A 13190-nucleotide genomic window follows, 5' to 3' on the forward strand; every position below is an offset into this window, starting at 1 on the left:
AAAACCTGTTTCTTCCCCTGGCGTATGATCCCGAAACTAAAAGATTTGAAGGGGATGATAGGCAAATCAAAGTGTTACAGCCTTTTCCGCGCCCTAGCAGCAGGCAAGGATTTCGGCTCGATCACTTGCTGCCCTGCACCGTTCCGGGCACGATCAAGGCTCCCTGATCGCGCTCCGAATATCTGAAGCCGATAAAGAACAAGGCGATGATGGTGAGGCCGACCGCCAGCACGATGGCGAGGGTCCTTCCCGGGTTTTCGGCAGGGGGCCTATCTAGCATGGTGGTTCGCCTCGCATATCAACCTGGCGAGGGCGGGAAGGGTTCCCAGGCGGGTAGAACGCTCGCCCGGTCCGACATTGACGGTATCGGCAAGGAAGCGGGAAGCGCACCCCCGGGCGAAGAGCGACTACCGGCGATAGCTGCAAATTGCATCAATCGAATTGTGAGAAAATTAATCAGCGCTTTCTAATATTGTTGGTCACCCGGCAGCGAATTCCGGTAACGGACCCATGACCAAGAACCTCGGCAACGCCAAGCCCAACGCCCCTGCGGGCGAGATAAGATCCTCGCCATTCGGCAGGATAGCGCCGGCGCTGTTCCCGCTGGCAGTCGTGGCGCTGGGCTACCTCGTGGGCAAGCAGTTCTTCGGTTTCTGATGCTGGGCAAATGTTCTGTGGAGGCGGGCCGGAGCCTCGCGCGGGCCGGTGCTCGTATTCGGCCGTTTGCGCCCCTCCCACTGCTTTGGTCCTAGGGCCTAGGTCGTTCTTGCCCTTGCATTAGTACAAGCGCATGTTCGAAGTAGCCGGCAGGCTCGCAAACTCCGGTCAGGCCCGGCCGCCGAACCCAAAACACCCCCCCCAGGCTGCCGGGCCGTCGGCGCGCCTTGCAAGCAAGCCCTCCACACCACCGATGGGTCCGTAACCAGCGCTGCTGCCGCGGTGGACCTGCACGCGCTCACAATCGCTCCAAAGCGCTCGAGAGGCGTATCGTTGCGCGGACCGGGCGCCGCATCGAAGTCGAATTCTACCTAGGGTGTCCTTCAAGCTTTCAGTGTCTGGATTTTATCCATTTTGAACGGCCCTTACCGGAAATCTGTATTTTCGACATCAAGTGTGCTCGTGCCTTGCAACTATTCTCCTGCTGAGGATAATAAGCGGTTGCTTGCGGCGACCCTTCGTGCGTTAAATCGTATTGCTGTTCGAGGATGCAATTCTTAGGGCGACGAGCTGGAGCTGCACATGGTGGCAGGCGAACCAGACAGTGTCCGCGTAAAATTCATCAACGGCCAATGGCTGGTGCGCGTCGTCGAAGGCGGCCGGCTGGCCCATCAACTGTTCAACATCCACGCGGAAGCCGAAGCCTTCGCCGAGGAGGAACGCCACCGGCTGGGCCTGCCGGGCGAGCCGCCGGCCGCGGAGCCGGCCGAGCCAAAGCGGCGCGGCGGGCGCAGACGCTGAGCGCCCGATATCCTCAATTCGTGTGGCTTGCCATCGCCTCACCGGCAACCAGTTTGCGCTCCGCGGAAAATATGGGAACAATCGGCGGGACGGGGATGCTGCCGATGTGCAATCTTTACAACATCACCACAAGCCAGGAAGCGATCCGCCAGTGGACGCGAGCGCTGCGCGACATTTCGGGCAATCTCGAACCTTCGGTCGACATCTATCCGAACCAGCCGGCGCCGGTGGTGCGCAATGCCGCCGACGGCAGCCGCGAGCTCGCCCGGCTGCGCTGGGGCATGCCGACGCCGCAAGAACGCGTGCGCGGCAATGCCGATCCCGGCACGACCAACATCCGCAACCCGCAATATGCCCACTGGCTGCCTTATCTCGGCGTCGAGAACCGCTGCCTGGTGCCGGTGACGAGCTTTGCCGAGCCCTCGCCAAAGCCCGGCGACAAGGATCCTGAAACCGGCGTGCAGAAGAATTTCTGGTTCGCGCTCGGCGAGGACCGCCCGCTGTTCTTCTTCGCCGGGATGTGGACGCCCTGGCATGGCGTGCGCAAGGTGAAGGAAGGTCCGGGCGACCACGAGCTCTACGGCTTCCTGACGACCAGGCCGAACGCGTTGATCGCGCCGATCCACGAGAAGGCGATGCCGGTGATGCTGACCACTCAGGAGGAGACCGAGCTGTGGCTGACAGCGCCGTGGTCGGAGGCGAAGACGCTGCAGCGGCCGGCGCCGAACGACGCGCTGGTGATCGTGGACAAGCCGGCGACGCAGATCAAGTTTCCGGCGGAACCGCCGGCGCAGGGGTCGTTGTTTTAGCTCCTCGCCTTCTGCAGCACCCAGATATAACCCTTGGGCGGGTGATCCTGGTCGATGAACTGGGTCTTGACCTCAGTGTCCTTGCGGCCGCAGCGCTTGCAGCGGAAGCGGATGGTTTCGAGCGGCTTGTTCCAGCCGACCACCTTGGCCACGTCGTTCGCCTTGAAGCGGCCGGCGTGGTAGCAGTGGCGGCATTCGACTATGAGCAGCATGTTGGCCTTGACCGCCCGGCCGACGAAGCCGCGGAAACGGATGCCGGATGTGAAGTGAGCTGTGGTGGCGGCTAGTTCACGCGCCAGAGGAAATAAGGCCAGTCCGGCGTGTCGAAGGGCAAGGGGGTCCAGCGCGGCGACTGCATCGCCCGGTCGCTGACCACTAGGCCACCCGGTGCCATCAACGCATCGATGAGCGCCGCCAGCCAGCCGGCCTGGGCGGTGTCGCGGGCGCGGTCCTCACTGCCGAAATCGGCATGGGCCAAGGCTGCGGGCGCGCAGCCGGACAAGGCGGACAGCGTTTCGCGGAAATCGCCCAGCACAAGGTCGGCGCCGGCCGGCGCCGCATCAGCCGGGGCGTGCAGGTCGCGGTCGAAGGCGATGATCCGGCGGTCCGGGAACAGCTTGCGCAGATGGCTGTAGGTGCGGCCCTTGCCCAGGCCGATCTCCAGCACCGGGCCGGGCAAGTCCCGGGTCTCCTCCGCCGCCCGCTCCAGCGCCCGGCGCTGGGTGGTGAGGCGGGCGATCATGCGGTCGAGGCGGCTGTCCATGGGCGCTCCGGGCAGGCTCGATGGTGTCGAGGGCCGCCACTGTAGCTTCGGCCAGGGACACCGTCGATCCCGAACGCGGTAAAACCAGGTCTCAGAAATAGCTCGCGTGTTGAGTGACAGCTGCTATCCCCTCGCCTTCTGCAGCACCCAGATATAACCCTTGGGCGGGTGATCCTGGTCGATGAACTGGGTCTTGACCTCAGTGTCCTTGCGGCCGCAGCGCTTGCAGCGGAAGCGGATGGTTTCGAGCGGCTTGTTCCAGCCGACCACCTTGGCCACGTCGTTCGCCTTGAAGCGGCCGGCGTGGTAGCAGTGGCGGCATTCGACTATGAGCAGCATGTTGGCCTTGGCCGCCCGGCCGACGCTGTCCATGGGTCCGGCCATTTCTCATGTCCGGTCTGAATAATCCTCAGGCAGCGGCAGCAGGCCGAGCCAGGCGGCGCGGAAATCGAGGTCCCTGCCCGCCACCGCGCCCATCATCTCATGCAGCCTCTCCACCAACCCGTTGAGCCGCCAGTACATTTCGCCGTTGGTCTTGAGATTGAGCTGCGCCGCCAGCACGGTCTGGCGCAGTTCCAACGCATCGCGAATGATCGCCTCCGCGTCCGACCGGAACAATCTGTCATAGCGGCTTCTCCGTCTGCCCAACGCGGCTCTCCGTGATCCTGAGCAACCGCCCCATCTGCTGACAAAATAGGAACCCGTTCCTCGCTGAGTCAATTCGTCGTTGACAATTTTGTTCCCTTTTTGTTCACATGCTAGTGGGAACCTGCGGAGCACCCGAGATGGATCACATCGTCAGGCTCGACAGCCGCGAGGAAGCGGCGCTTCAGGCAATCGCCGAGCGGTTCATCGCCCGCCACAAGGGCGACCCGGTGAAGGCGCTGAAGGAGATGATCGTGTTCAACGGCCATCTCCAGCAACGGCTCGACGCGCTCCAGGCTTCAAGGCTTCGTCAACGAGACGCGTCGGGACGGCGCGGCTGAGGCATGCTGCCCCGTCAGGCGGCCCGCAGTCCTTCCTTCGGACGCAGGTTCTGGTTCATGCGGAACAGGTTCTGCGGATCGTAGCGCTGCTTGATCTCGAGCAACCGGCGATAATTGCCGCCATAGGCCGCTTCGACACGGTCGATCTCATCCTCCGGCATGAAGTTCACATAGGCCGTTCCGGCAGCATGAGGCTTTGATGCTTCATAGATGTCTCGAGCCCATTCGATGCAGGCCTTGTCCATGGCCGGTTCGCGCCAGCGGGCGTGAACATTCATGACGAAATGCGAGCTCCGCTGCGGAAACGCCGTCGCTTCCGCCGGGACGCGGCCAGCGACGCCGCCGACATGGCCGAAGAATATCTCGCATTCGGGACCCGGAAGCCTGGATATCGCGGTCGTGGTGATCTCGATCGCGCTGTCGGAAAGCTCGGTGAAGTCATGGCTCTTCCAATAATTGCGGGCGCCAGGCGCGAGCAGCGGATCGAAGGCCTGCTGCCAGCCCGTGAACGGGTTGGGACCGACGACGTCGGCAATCGGCGTGCCGATGGCGCGGAGCTTTTGCGTCGCCTTTTCGCCAGCCTCGATAGCGCCGCAATAGCACATGGCCAGCACCAGCACTTCCTTGCCGTGCCATTCGGCCGGCAGGAAGGGCAGCGGCGGCGCCTGCCGCATGACCACCCAGCAGGTCAGTTCGTCGGGGGCAGTTTCGAGCGCGGCGCGGTATTCCCGAAGCACCTTCCCGGCATCGGCGAAGGGATGGACGACAAGGCCCGACAGCACTTGCGGCCCGAACTGGTGAAGTTTGAACTCGAACCCCGTGACGACGCCGAAATTGCCGCCGCCGCCGCGCAGCGCCCAGAACAGGTCCGCGTTCTCGGTCTCGCTGGCGCGCAGCAGCTTGCCGTGCGCGGTTACCACGTCGGCCGAAACGAGATTGTCGATGGTCAGCCCGTATTTGCGGGTGATCCAGCCGAAGCCGCCGCCCAGTGTCAGGCCGGCAATACCTGTGGTCGAGTTGATGCCGGTCGGCAGCGCCAGTCCGAAGGCCTGCGTTTCGCGGTCGACATCGACAAGCGTGGCGCCGGGTCCGACCCAGGCGCGCCGCGCCGCGACATCGACCCGCACAGACTTCATCATGGAGAGATCGATGACGAGGCCGCCCTCGCAGATGGCGCTGCCGGCAATGTTGTGACCGCCGCCGCGCACGGAGACGAGAAGTCCGTTCTCACGGGCGAAATTCACCGCGGCAACGACATCGGAGGCGCCGACGCAGCACGCGATCAGCCCGGGCCGCCGGTCGATCATGTCATTCCAGATGCTGCGCGCGCCGTCGTAGCCGGCGTCACCCTCCCGCAGCACCGTGCCGCGTATTTGCGTCGAAAGCGTTTCCAGGGCGGCGGCATCGACTGTGGTCTTGCCGCCCTCAAGGGCAGTGAAGCTCATGGCATTCATGAATTCCTCCCGTTCTTGTTGATGAGCCCCCTCCGCCCGAATTTTAGTGTGCGCTCATGTTCGGCATCCCGCAAGTTATCGCGGGCAGCGAGCCGGCCGTGCGGGCGTTGCTCAACAAACGATTGGCAAGAACGGCACGCGCGTTGCCAGCAATCTTGACGGGCAGGAATAACAGGCTCTCAATCAAGAGAGATTATCGCTGCGGATATAGGGGAACGCCGCATGAAACGCATGTTGTTTGCCTGTTCGATATCGTCTGTGCTGCTATTGTCAGCGAACCGGGCGTTTGCGTTCAATTTCGGCTTCGTCAGAGTGCCGGACTGGATGGATCCTTATATCGGCGTGCTCGTTGCCGTCACCCTCTTCTTCTGGCTCGGACTGGCGGCGACAAAGCCGAGCGGCGTGCCGTTCAAGCAGGTGCGGTATGTGAAGATTTCGCCCATAGCGAATTTCTTCTACCTCGGCATCGCCTTCTTCTTCACCATCATGATGATTATGCTGTTCGCCGGCATGGGCCTGAGGCGATACGCTGAGTGGACCGGCGCAGCGTAGAGAGAGAGCGAAACGGGACAGATCGAAGCTCTTTCGCGCCCCCTTCTGTCCTGCTGGAGATCTCCCCCTCAAGGGCCCTCAAGGGGGAGATTGGCAGCTTCGGCGCCGTGCTCCTATGCCTTCACCCGCTTCAGCGCCTGCGCCATGCAGTGAATGCCGCCGCCGGTCTTGGAGATCTCGCTCATGTCGACGGCCGCCACCTCGAAGCCGCGTGCCTTCAGCTTTTCGATCAGCGTCTTGCTCGAGGTCGGGGCGATCACCCTGTCCTTGCCTAGCGACATGAAGTTGCAGCCGAGCGCCATCGTATCCTGGAAGGGCACGTCGATGATCTCGTGGCCCTTGCCCTTCAGCCAGTCGACGATGCCGGGCTCGGTGCAGGCAAGGCAGACGGCGGTGAGCTTTTCGGCGATCGGCACCACCATCAGGTCTATGTGCACGTAGTATTCGTCGATGAAGGCGATGCGCGTCTCCCAGCCTTCCTTGTCGAACCAGGCCTGCACCTGGCGCGCTCCCTCCTCCTGCGTGCGGGCGCCGCCGCAGCCGATCAGCACCACGCCTTCCTCGATGACGTTGAAGTCGCCGCCCTCGAAGGTGCCGGCGGTCACCATGTCGTAGATCGGGATGCCGAGCTTCTCATAGGTGCGGATGGCGGCGTAGTTCTCGCCGCGCCGCCACCAGTTGGCCATTGCGGTGATGAACGCGCCGTAGGGCGTCATGACGCTGGAGTCGCGCGAATAGACCTGCATCGGCAGTTCCGGCGTCGGCTCGTGCCAGTGGATGGTGACGCCGAAATGCTCGTAAGCGGCGACGAGGTCCTTGTGCTGCGCCTGGGCGATCTGGATGTTGCAGGGCGCCTCGCGCAAATGCTTTCTGGACAGCGAACTGGTCGAAAGATGGCGAAGGAAATTGGGCGAGCCGAGCAGCACGTCGCTCAGAACGTCGGTCTCGTTGGCGAAGCCCCAGGCAGTGAGCGGCTTGGTGCCGCCATTGGGATTGCGGCGCTGCAGCGAGAACGGCTCAGCGACGATGCGGTCATGGACGGTCATGGTGTTCTCCTCGGGGTCGGTCTGCTTGAGATCATTGGCTGCTCGGTATCCACCAGTCGCGCCCGCGCCCGGTGGTGACATATTCCGGCCAGCGGAAGTTTATCGGCGGCTCGTAGTCGCAAAGCGGCGCGATCCAGTTCGAGCCGCCGGCGCCGCCGCCGGTTCGCTTGACGAATTCGTCCATGGCCGCATCGCGCGCCGCCTTGTCTTCCAGTAGGCGAAGCGCGGTGAGCGCGACGGTCTTGGAGGCGCAGGTCACCATCGGGTCGATGGTGGCCGCAATGCCGCCCAACGCATTCATCACCCAAGCGGGATAGGCGTGGCCGTTGGCCGAACGCAGCGCCGGGCGGGCGACGTAGAAGCGCGATGTCGGCGCGTGCCAGCTCATGTCGGTATAGTCGTCCGAGGTCGAGTTCACCTGCGAGGGCGGCAGGTCGCGCCGCAGGACCGCCTCGGCCTCCTGCGGCGTGATAAGGCGCTCCAGCTCGTCGATGAACGGATTCTCGGTCGCCTCGCCGCCAGCATTGACCTGGACCTCGCGGGCGATCGCCCTCGCCTCTTCGTTCCACTGTGGCGGACCGACGGTAGAGAGCGCTTCATAGGTGATGCGGGCCATGGCGTGGTTGGCCAGTCCCGGGCGCGACTTCGACACCCAGTGGCGTTCGTAGCGGCAGCCGCTCATCTTCGCCGCCGCTTCCGCGTTTCGGTCGAGCACGGCGGTCACCTGCTCGGCCATGGCGATGGTCGGCACGCGGATCATGTACTGGATCTCGGCAAGGCCCGCCGGCAGATTGTCGGCGGTCGCCTGGCCCGCGGTCAGGATCGCCTCGCTGATCGACCAGCCGCCCTGGTGCGTCAGCATGGAATCGCGCAGCGCCTTGGAAGCCATGTACATCATCATCAGCGCATCGTTGGCACCTGGCGCCCTGACCGCGGAATGCGCCTGCGGGATCGGGGCGCCGTCGCTTGCGCGGCCCCAATTCTGAGGCTCGTCGCAAATGAAGCGGTAGATCATCGAATAGGCCGCGCCGCAATGCGTGTCCCAGCGCGCGGTGTTGCAGAGCGGCAGCATGTAGAAGGGATGAAAGGAGATCATGCCCGCAAGGCCGTCATAATAGCCCTTGGCGGCATGGATCGGCTTCGAGCCCCTCACCTTCTCTGCCGGCTCGCCAGTGAAGCGCAGCGTGCCTTGAATGCCATGCTGCTGCATCGCGGCCTTGGCGGCGAGCAGCCCGCCGAGGCTGCCAATGCCGAGGCCCGAGTGCGGATCGGTATGGCCACCCGCCTCGACGCTGAGCCCCGCCCGCGGTTGCTTGACCGTCGCGGCATCCTGGCAGTTGCCGGGCACGGCGTCGTATTCGGCATACATGCCGATCGTCGGTCCGTCGCCATTCGTCCAATGCGCGCAGAAGGCGGTCGGCATGCCGCCCGAGCCCTCTTCCACCGAAAAGCCTTCACGCTTCAGCCGGTCGACATACCAGGCTGCGGACTGGTACTCGCGCCAGGCGGTCTCGCCGAGGTCGAAGATGGTGCGCGTCCAGGCCGACAAGAGCGGCTGGATGCCGTCGATGCAGGCCAGTGCCGTTTCCTGCGCTGATGTCGTCACCGGTTTCTCCATGCCGCAAAGAAAGCAGTGAAGCGGCTCTTCAAAAAGTGATATGTTTTCCCGGCTCGTGCAAATTCGGTTCACCTGAGGCCTCTTGCGCATACCTTCCACGCAGGCGCTTCGCGCCCTCGACAGTTTTGCTCGTCACGGCAGCGTGTGGCGCGCGGCCGATGAACTCCACCTCACCCGCAGCGCCGTCTCGCATCAGCTGAGGCTGCTCGAACGCGACCTCGGCTTCGATCTCTTGCAGCGCATCGGCAAGGGCGTGGCGCTGACGCCGCGCGGCCAGCGCTACGCCGCCGATGTCAGGAAGGCGCTGACCGTGCTCGGCGACGCGGGGACGCAGAACAGCGGCGCCGGCGTCGGCGGCTCCTTCGGCATCTCCTGTCCGCCGGGCTTCGCGTCGATGTTCCTGTGCACCCATATCGGCGAGTTCCAGCAGATGTATCCGGACGTCGCGCTGTCGGTGCTCACGCCGCGGCGGCTCGACGACGTCAGCAATCCGGAGGCGGACGCCTTCATCGCCTTCGGCGTCGGCAACTGGCCGAACCGCGCGGTGGAGCTGCTTTGCGAGGTCTCCTTCACCCCGCTCTGCAGCCCGACGTTGCTCAACAAGGTGGGCGGCTTTTCCAAGCCCGCCGACGTGCTGCGCGCCAACCTGCTGCATCTCAGCGATACCGAGGACTGGGCGCGCTGGCTGGCGCTGTCGAAGGTGGAAAATCCCGACACCGAAGGCGGCATCTTCTTTTCCGACATGAACCTCGTCTTCTCGGCGGCAATCGCCGGCCAGGGCATCGCCATGGGAGACGAGCTGACCGGCCGCCGGGCGCTGAGCGAGGGCAGGCTGGTCAAGCCGTTCGAAGCGACGGTGCCCTCGCCGCGCTCCTACTATCTGGTCTTCGAGCATGCCAAGGCGGGCCACCCGGTACTCAATGCCTTCAGCGACTGGCTGCGGGCGAAGCTTTTGGAAAGCAGGCTGGCGAAGTATTGAAGGCGGGGACGCCGGCACGCCTTAGGATGTCCCTCGGAGTGCCAACCGTCCGGTCGTCATCCCCGGGCTTGACCCGAGGATCCATTCCGTGGCGATCGCGAAAGGCACGCTTGATCAGAATTCTGCACCGTTGCAGCTCCCAGAGGTCACGGCATGGCAACCAGGGTCTGCGCGCGTCGCTTCGCTCCTTGCTCCGCCCTGAAATGGCGACGGCATGAACGCCTTCGCCAATCGCGAAGGTTGGCGAGCCCGCCGAACGCCCAAGTTTGGGAGACGCTCGCGCCACCTGCCCATCCGTGAATCAAATTTGCCGAACAGACGAAAACTATTCGGTTGCGGTGAACGCGCGCCGTGCATACGATTTGAAACAAGCGTGAGGACGAAGGCAGGATGCAGCAACCCGGCCGGGCCGCAGAGATCAAGGCGAACGGGATAGGCAAGAGCTTCGGCTCGTTCCGGGCGCTGGACAATCTCACGCTCGATATCGGCCGCGGCGAGTTCCTGACGCTGCTTGGGCCATCCGGTTCCGGCAAGACCACCTTCCTGATGATCTTGGCCGGCTTCGTGCAGCCGAGCGAGGGCAGGCTTTTCAGCGACGGCACCGACATTACCGACCGGCCGGCCGAACAGCGCGCCGCCGGCATGGTATTCCAGGGCTATGCTTTGTTCCCGCATATGAGCGTGGAACAGAACATCGCCTTTCCGCTCAAGGTGCGCAAGAAGTCCGCTTCCGAGATCAAAAGCCGTGTCGGCGAGATGATCGAGCGCGTCGGTCTCAAAGGCCACGAGAAGAAATTGCCGGCGCAGCTTTCCGGCGGCCAGCAGCAGCGCGTGGCGCTCGCCCGCGCCCTGGTGTTCGAGCCGGGCGTGCTGCTTCTCGACGAGCCGTTCTCGGCGCTGGACAAGAGCCTGCGCGGCCAGATGCAGGCCGAGATGAAGCGGCTGCACCAGGAGACCGGCACCACCTTTGTCTTCGTCACTCACGACCAGAGCGAGGCGCTGGCGCTTTCCTCGCGCGTCGCCATTTTCAATCACGGCAAGCTCTTGCAGGTCGGCAGGCCGGACGAGGTCTACGACCGGCCGGCCAGCCGCTTCGTCGCCGAGTTCCTGGGCGAGATCAACATGCTGCCCGTGAAGGGCGTCAAGCCCGCCGATAATGGCGCCACCGGTGTCTGCGAGGACCGGGCGGTCAACATGCGCTGCAAAGCAGAAAAGGTCCGCGGCGACGCTATCCTGGCAATCCGGCCGGAACACATGTCGATCGCGCCGGAGGCAGCGGCCGGCGAAAACGGCATCGCCGCCACTGCTGTCGCTTCGACCTATCTGGGTGCGGCGACCAAGCTCGACCTGACCACGCGCCAGGGTGCGAAGGTCACCGTCTCGGTGCCGAACGAGGTGGCCGCGGCAGCGTTGAGCAAGGGCAATTCCGTCTGGCTGACCTGGCCGGCGGAAAAGGGCTTCCTCCTGCCGGACGGAGGACAATGAGCGCCGAAGCGGCGTGAATTCGCCGCGTCGGTTTCCGGATCAGATCAATTAAAACAAGGGGAACTGACATGAACGAGACCAAGAAACAGACCATCGACTCCCTCGCAGAGAGGGCAAAACGCGGCGAGATCTCGCGCCGGCAATTCGCGCAGCTTGCAGGCCTCGTGCTCGCCGGCACGCCGATGCTGCTGCGCTCGACCCATGCTCAAGCCGAGACCAAGGGGCTGGTGCTGGTGAATTGGGGCGGCGACGCCATCACCGCTTACGACGCCGCCTACGGCCAGGCCTTCACCAAGGATACCGGCATCCCGGTGAAGATGGACGGCTCGGGCCCGACCGAGGGCGCGATCGCCGCGCAGTTCAAGAGCGGCGCGCCGACCTGGGACCTGGTCGACGTCGATCCGTTCTCGGCCATTACGCTGGGCGGCCAGGGCATGCTCGAGCCGATCGACTACAAGATCGTCGATAAGAGCAAGATGCGGCCGGGCTTCGGCTGGGAATTTGCCGCGTCGACCTATTTCTTCTCCTACGTGATCGCCTACGACTCGCAGAAGTTCGGCTCCAATGCGCCGACCGGCATGGCCGACTTTTTCGACGTGAAGAAATTCCCCGGCAAGCGCTCGCTCTACAAATGGGGTGTGTCGAGCTGGGAAGCCGCCCTGCTCGCCGACGGCGTGGCACCCGCCTCGCTCTATCCGCTCGACCTCAAGCGAGCGCATGACAAGATCGCCGCCTTCAAGGAAAACGTCGTCTCCTATTGGGGCGGCGGCGCCGAAAGCCAGAGCGTGCTGCTCAACGGCGAGGCTTCCATGGCGATCGTCTGGTCGACGCGCGCCTCGCTGATCGAGCAGGACTCGGGCGGCCAGATCAAGTTCATCTGGGACCAGGGCCTGATCTCGCCCGGCGCGCTCGCGGTTCTGAAGAACAACCCCGGCGGCAAGGAAGCTGCGATGAAGTTCATCGCCAGCACGCAGGATCCGCAGAAGGAACTGGTGATGTTCGAGAAGCTCGGCCAGGGCCCGGCCAACCCGGCGGCCGACGCGCTGATCCCGGCCGACAAGAAGCGCATCAACCCGGTCGATCCGGAAAACATGAAGAAGCAGATCCCGCTCGACATGGAGTGGTACGCCAAGAACTACGGCGCGGCGCTCGACGAATACACCAAGATCATCTCGGCTTGAGCGGGCGGAGATGCTGAACTGACATGAGGGGCACCCTCTCCGACAGGACGGGCGCGGCGCTGTTGATGGCGCCGCTGCTCCTGTTCCTGGTCCTTGCTTATGCCTGGCCTTTCCTCGGCGTGGTGAAGTGGAGCTTCACCTTGCCGACGCCGGGACTCGGCCAATATGGCGCGCTGGTCAGCGATCCGCTGGTGCAGTCGGTATTCGTCCGCACGTTGCGCATCGCGGCGATCGTCACCATCGTTTCCGTCACCGCCGCCTATGCGATCACGGTCGTCTGGGTGCGCGGCAGCCCGGTGCAGCGCGTGCTTGCGGAATTCTGCATCCTGGTGCCGTTCTGGATCTCGGTGCTGACGCGCGCCTTCGGCTGGGTGGCGCTGTTGTCCAACCGCGGGCTCATCAACACCTGGCTGCAATCGATCGGCTTCATCTCCGAGCCGCTGACGCTCGTGCGCAACGAGTTCGGCGTCATCGTCGGCATGTCGCATTTCCTCATCCCCTTCGCGGTGTTTCCGCTGGCTTCGGCCATGCGCAGCCTCGACGAGCGCGTGCTGCTCGCGGCGCGCGGTCTTGGCTCCAGCCGCATGCGCACCTTCTGGACGGTGTTCGTGCCGATGACGCGCTCGGGCATTATCGGCTCGGCGATGATCACTTTCGTCTTCTCGCTGGGCTTCTTCGTCACGCCGGCGATCCTCGGCGGCGGCCGCAGCGTGATGATCGCCGAACTCATCTATCTTCGCATCTTCCAGAGCCCGGACTGGGGGCTGGGCGCGGCAATAAGCGTCGTGCTGGTGGTGTTCGTCGGCGCGCTGATGGCGCTCTTGTTCCGCTACGTCAAACCGAAGCAATTGGTGTAGCA

The 13190-nt window shown here is 64.0% G+C and carries 17 protein-coding genes; 9 read left to right on the forward strand and 8 right to left on the reverse strand.

The genetic code is table 11. The annotated features are described in order from the left end of the window. Positions 1 to 121 precede the first annotated feature (121 nt). Positions 122 to 280: a hypothetical protein gene (locus P9217_RS02180; RefSeq protein ID WP_164748208.1), complete on the reverse strand. Its 159-nt coding sequence runs from the start codon at positions 278 to 280 to the stop codon at positions 122 to 124. A 230-nt stretch (positions 281 to 510) separates the two neighbouring features. Here P9217_RS02180 and P9217_RS02185 point away from each other — a divergent pair, with 230 nt between their 5' ends. From P9217_RS02185 to P9217_RS02195, 3 genes are all read left to right on the forward strand, one after another. Further along, on the forward strand, positions 511 to 657 hold the full coding sequence (locus tag P9217_RS02185; RefSeq protein ID WP_082954140.1) for a hypothetical protein: 147 nt from the start codon (positions 511 to 513) through the stop codon (positions 655 to 657). Between the two features lie 582 nt (positions 658 to 1239). Further along, on the forward strand, positions 1240 to 1458 hold the full coding sequence (locus P9217_RS02190; protein WP_066999287.1) for a hypothetical protein: 219 nt from the start codon (positions 1240 to 1242) through the stop codon (positions 1456 to 1458). A gap of 104 nt (positions 1459 to 1562) precedes the next feature. Beyond that, complete coding sequence (locus tag P9217_RS02195; protein WP_095824689.1) at positions 1563 to 2267, forward strand: SOS response-associated peptidase; 705 nt, start codon at positions 1563 to 1565, stop codon at positions 2265 to 2267. On the opposite strand, the gene P9217_RS02200 is transcribed toward P9217_RS02195, so the two are convergent. From P9217_RS02200 to P9217_RS02215, 4 genes are all read right to left on the reverse strand, one after another. Then, positions 2264 to 2479 (reverse strand): hypothetical protein, encoded by a 216-nt coding sequence (locus tag P9217_RS02200; RefSeq protein WP_278088265.1) that lies wholly within the window; start codon positions 2477 to 2479, stop codon positions 2264 to 2266. The two genes, P9217_RS02195 and P9217_RS02200, sit on opposite strands and share 4 nt — an antisense overlap. 71 nt (positions 2480 to 2550) lie before the next feature. Then, positions 2551 to 3030, reverse strand: a complete 480-nt coding sequence (locus P9217_RS02205; protein ID WP_067330704.1) for a class I SAM-dependent methyltransferase — start codon at positions 3028 to 3030, stop codon at positions 2551 to 2553. Between the two features lie 123 nt (positions 3031 to 3153). Then, the gene (locus P9217_RS02210; RefSeq protein WP_127334995.1) at positions 3154 to 3414 is read right to left on the reverse strand and encodes a hypothetical protein; all 261 of its coding nucleotides are present in this window, start codon (positions 3412 to 3414) and stop codon (positions 3154 to 3156) included. 3 nt (positions 3415 to 3417) lie between these two features. Further along, complete coding sequence (locus P9217_RS02215) at positions 3418 to 3678, reverse strand: hypothetical protein (RefSeq protein ID WP_127246657.1); 261 nt, start codon at positions 3676 to 3678, stop codon at positions 3418 to 3420. Between the two features lie 137 nt (positions 3679 to 3815). Here P9217_RS02215 and P9217_RS02220 point away from each other — a divergent pair, with 137 nt between their 5' ends. Beyond that, a complete protein-coding gene (locus tag P9217_RS02220; RefSeq protein ID WP_095779104.1) occupies positions 3816 to 4016 on the forward strand; it encodes a hypothetical protein in 201 nt (66 codons plus the stop codon). Positions 4017 to 4030: 14 nt separating this feature from the next. On the opposite strand, the gene P9217_RS02225 is transcribed toward P9217_RS02220, so the two are convergent. Further along, the gene (locus tag P9217_RS02225; protein ID WP_127325417.1) at positions 4031 to 5470 is read right to left on the reverse strand and encodes an FAD-binding oxidoreductase; all 1440 of its coding nucleotides are present in this window, start codon (positions 5468 to 5470) and stop codon (positions 4031 to 4033) included. A 222-nt stretch (positions 5471 to 5692) separates the two neighbouring features. Between P9217_RS02225 and P9217_RS02230 the strand changes: the two genes are divergently transcribed. Next, positions 5693 to 6022, forward strand: a complete 330-nt coding sequence (locus tag P9217_RS02230) for a hypothetical protein (RefSeq protein WP_127246655.1) — start codon at positions 5693 to 5695, stop codon at positions 6020 to 6022. Positions 6023 to 6135: 113 nt separating this feature from the next. Here P9217_RS02230 and P9217_RS02235 read toward each other — a convergent pair whose 3' ends face one another. Further along, positions 6136 to 7068: a dimethylarginine dimethylaminohydrolase family protein gene (locus P9217_RS02235; RefSeq protein WP_127325416.1), complete on the reverse strand. Its 933-nt coding sequence runs from the start codon at positions 7066 to 7068 to the stop codon at positions 6136 to 6138. A gap of 31 nt (positions 7069 to 7099) precedes the next feature. After that, positions 7100 to 8686 (reverse strand): amidohydrolase, encoded by a 1587-nt coding sequence (locus P9217_RS02240; protein WP_278086742.1) that lies wholly within the window; start codon positions 8684 to 8686, stop codon positions 7100 to 7102. Positions 8687 to 8768: 82 nt separating this feature from the next. Between P9217_RS02240 and P9217_RS02245 the strand changes: the two genes are divergently transcribed. From P9217_RS02245 to P9217_RS02260, 4 genes are all read left to right on the forward strand, one after another. Further along, entirely contained in the window at positions 8769 to 9665 is an 897-nt protein-coding gene (locus P9217_RS02245; protein ID WP_066999260.1) for a LysR substrate-binding domain-containing protein, read from the forward strand. Positions 9666 to 10055: 390 nt separating this feature from the next. Further along, positions 10056 to 11150 (forward strand): ABC transporter ATP-binding protein, encoded by a 1095-nt coding sequence (locus P9217_RS02250; protein ID WP_095801538.1) that lies wholly within the window; start codon positions 10056 to 10058, stop codon positions 11148 to 11150. A 68-nt stretch (positions 11151 to 11218) separates the two neighbouring features. Beyond that, the gene (locus P9217_RS02255) at positions 11219 to 12331 is read left to right on the forward strand and encodes an ABC transporter substrate-binding protein (protein WP_066999254.1); all 1113 of its coding nucleotides are present in this window, start codon (positions 11219 to 11221) and stop codon (positions 12329 to 12331) included. A 23-nt stretch (positions 12332 to 12354) separates the two neighbouring features. Beyond that, positions 12355 to 13188, forward strand: a complete 834-nt coding sequence (locus P9217_RS02260) for an ABC transporter permease (RefSeq protein WP_067330676.1) — start codon at positions 12355 to 12357, stop codon at positions 13186 to 13188. The last annotated feature ends 2 nt before the right edge of the window (positions 13189 to 13190 follow it).

Source organism: Mesorhizobium sp. WSM4989 (assembly GCF_029625795.1).
Classification (GTDB): Bacteria; Pseudomonadota; Alphaproteobacteria; order Rhizobiales; family Rhizobiaceae; genus Mesorhizobium.

Coding starts and splice junctions, on each gene's coding strand:
- P9217_RS02180 (WP_164748208.1), bottom strand. CDS start 280: ATGCTAGATAGGCCCCCTGCCGAAAACCCGGGAAGGACCCTCGCCATC.
- P9217_RS02185 (WP_082954140.1), top strand. CDS start 511: ATGACCAAGAACCTCGGCAACGCCAAGCCCAACGCCCCTGCGGGCGAG.
- P9217_RS02190 (WP_066999287.1), top strand. CDS start 1,240: ATGGTGGCAGGCGAACCAGACAGTGTCCGCGTAAAATTCATCAACGGC.
- P9217_RS02195 (WP_095824689.1), top strand. CDS start 1,563: ATGTGCAATCTTTACAACATCACCACAAGCCAGGAAGCGATCCGCCAG.
- P9217_RS02200 (WP_278088265.1), bottom strand. CDS start 2,479: ATGCTGCTCATAGTCGAATGCCGCCACTGCTACCACGCCGGCCGCTTC.
- P9217_RS02205 (WP_067330704.1), bottom strand. CDS start 3,030: ATGGACAGCCGCCTCGACCGCATGATCGCCCGCCTCACCACCCAGCGC.
- P9217_RS02210 (WP_127334995.1), bottom strand. CDS start 3,414: ATGGCCGGACCCATGGACAGCGTCGGCCGGGCGGCCAAGGCCAACATG.
- P9217_RS02220 (WP_095779104.1), top strand. CDS start 3,816: ATGGATCACATCGTCAGGCTCGACAGCCGCGAGGAAGCGGCGCTTCAG.
- P9217_RS02225 (WP_127325417.1), bottom strand. CDS start 5,470: ATGAATGCCATGAGCTTCACTGCCCTTGAGGGCGGCAAGACCACAGTC.
- P9217_RS02230 (WP_127246655.1), top strand. CDS start 5,693: ATGAAACGCATGTTGTTTGCCTGTTCGATATCGTCTGTGCTGCTATTG.
- P9217_RS02235 (WP_127325416.1), bottom strand. CDS start 7,068: ATGACCGTCCATGACCGCATCGTCGCTGAGCCGTTCTCGCTGCAGCGC.
- P9217_RS02240 (WP_278086742.1), bottom strand. CDS start 8,686: ATGGAGAAACCGGTGACGACATCAGCGCAGGAAACGGCACTGGCCTGC.
- P9217_RS02250 (WP_095801538.1), top strand. CDS start 10,056: ATGCAGCAACCCGGCCGGGCCGCAGAGATCAAGGCGAACGGGATAGGC.
- P9217_RS02255 (WP_066999254.1), top strand. CDS start 11,219: ATGAACGAGACCAAGAAACAGACCATCGACTCCCTCGCAGAGAGGGCA.
- P9217_RS02260 (WP_067330676.1), top strand. CDS start 12,355: ATGAGGGGCACCCTCTCCGACAGGACGGGCGCGGCGCTGTTGATGGCG.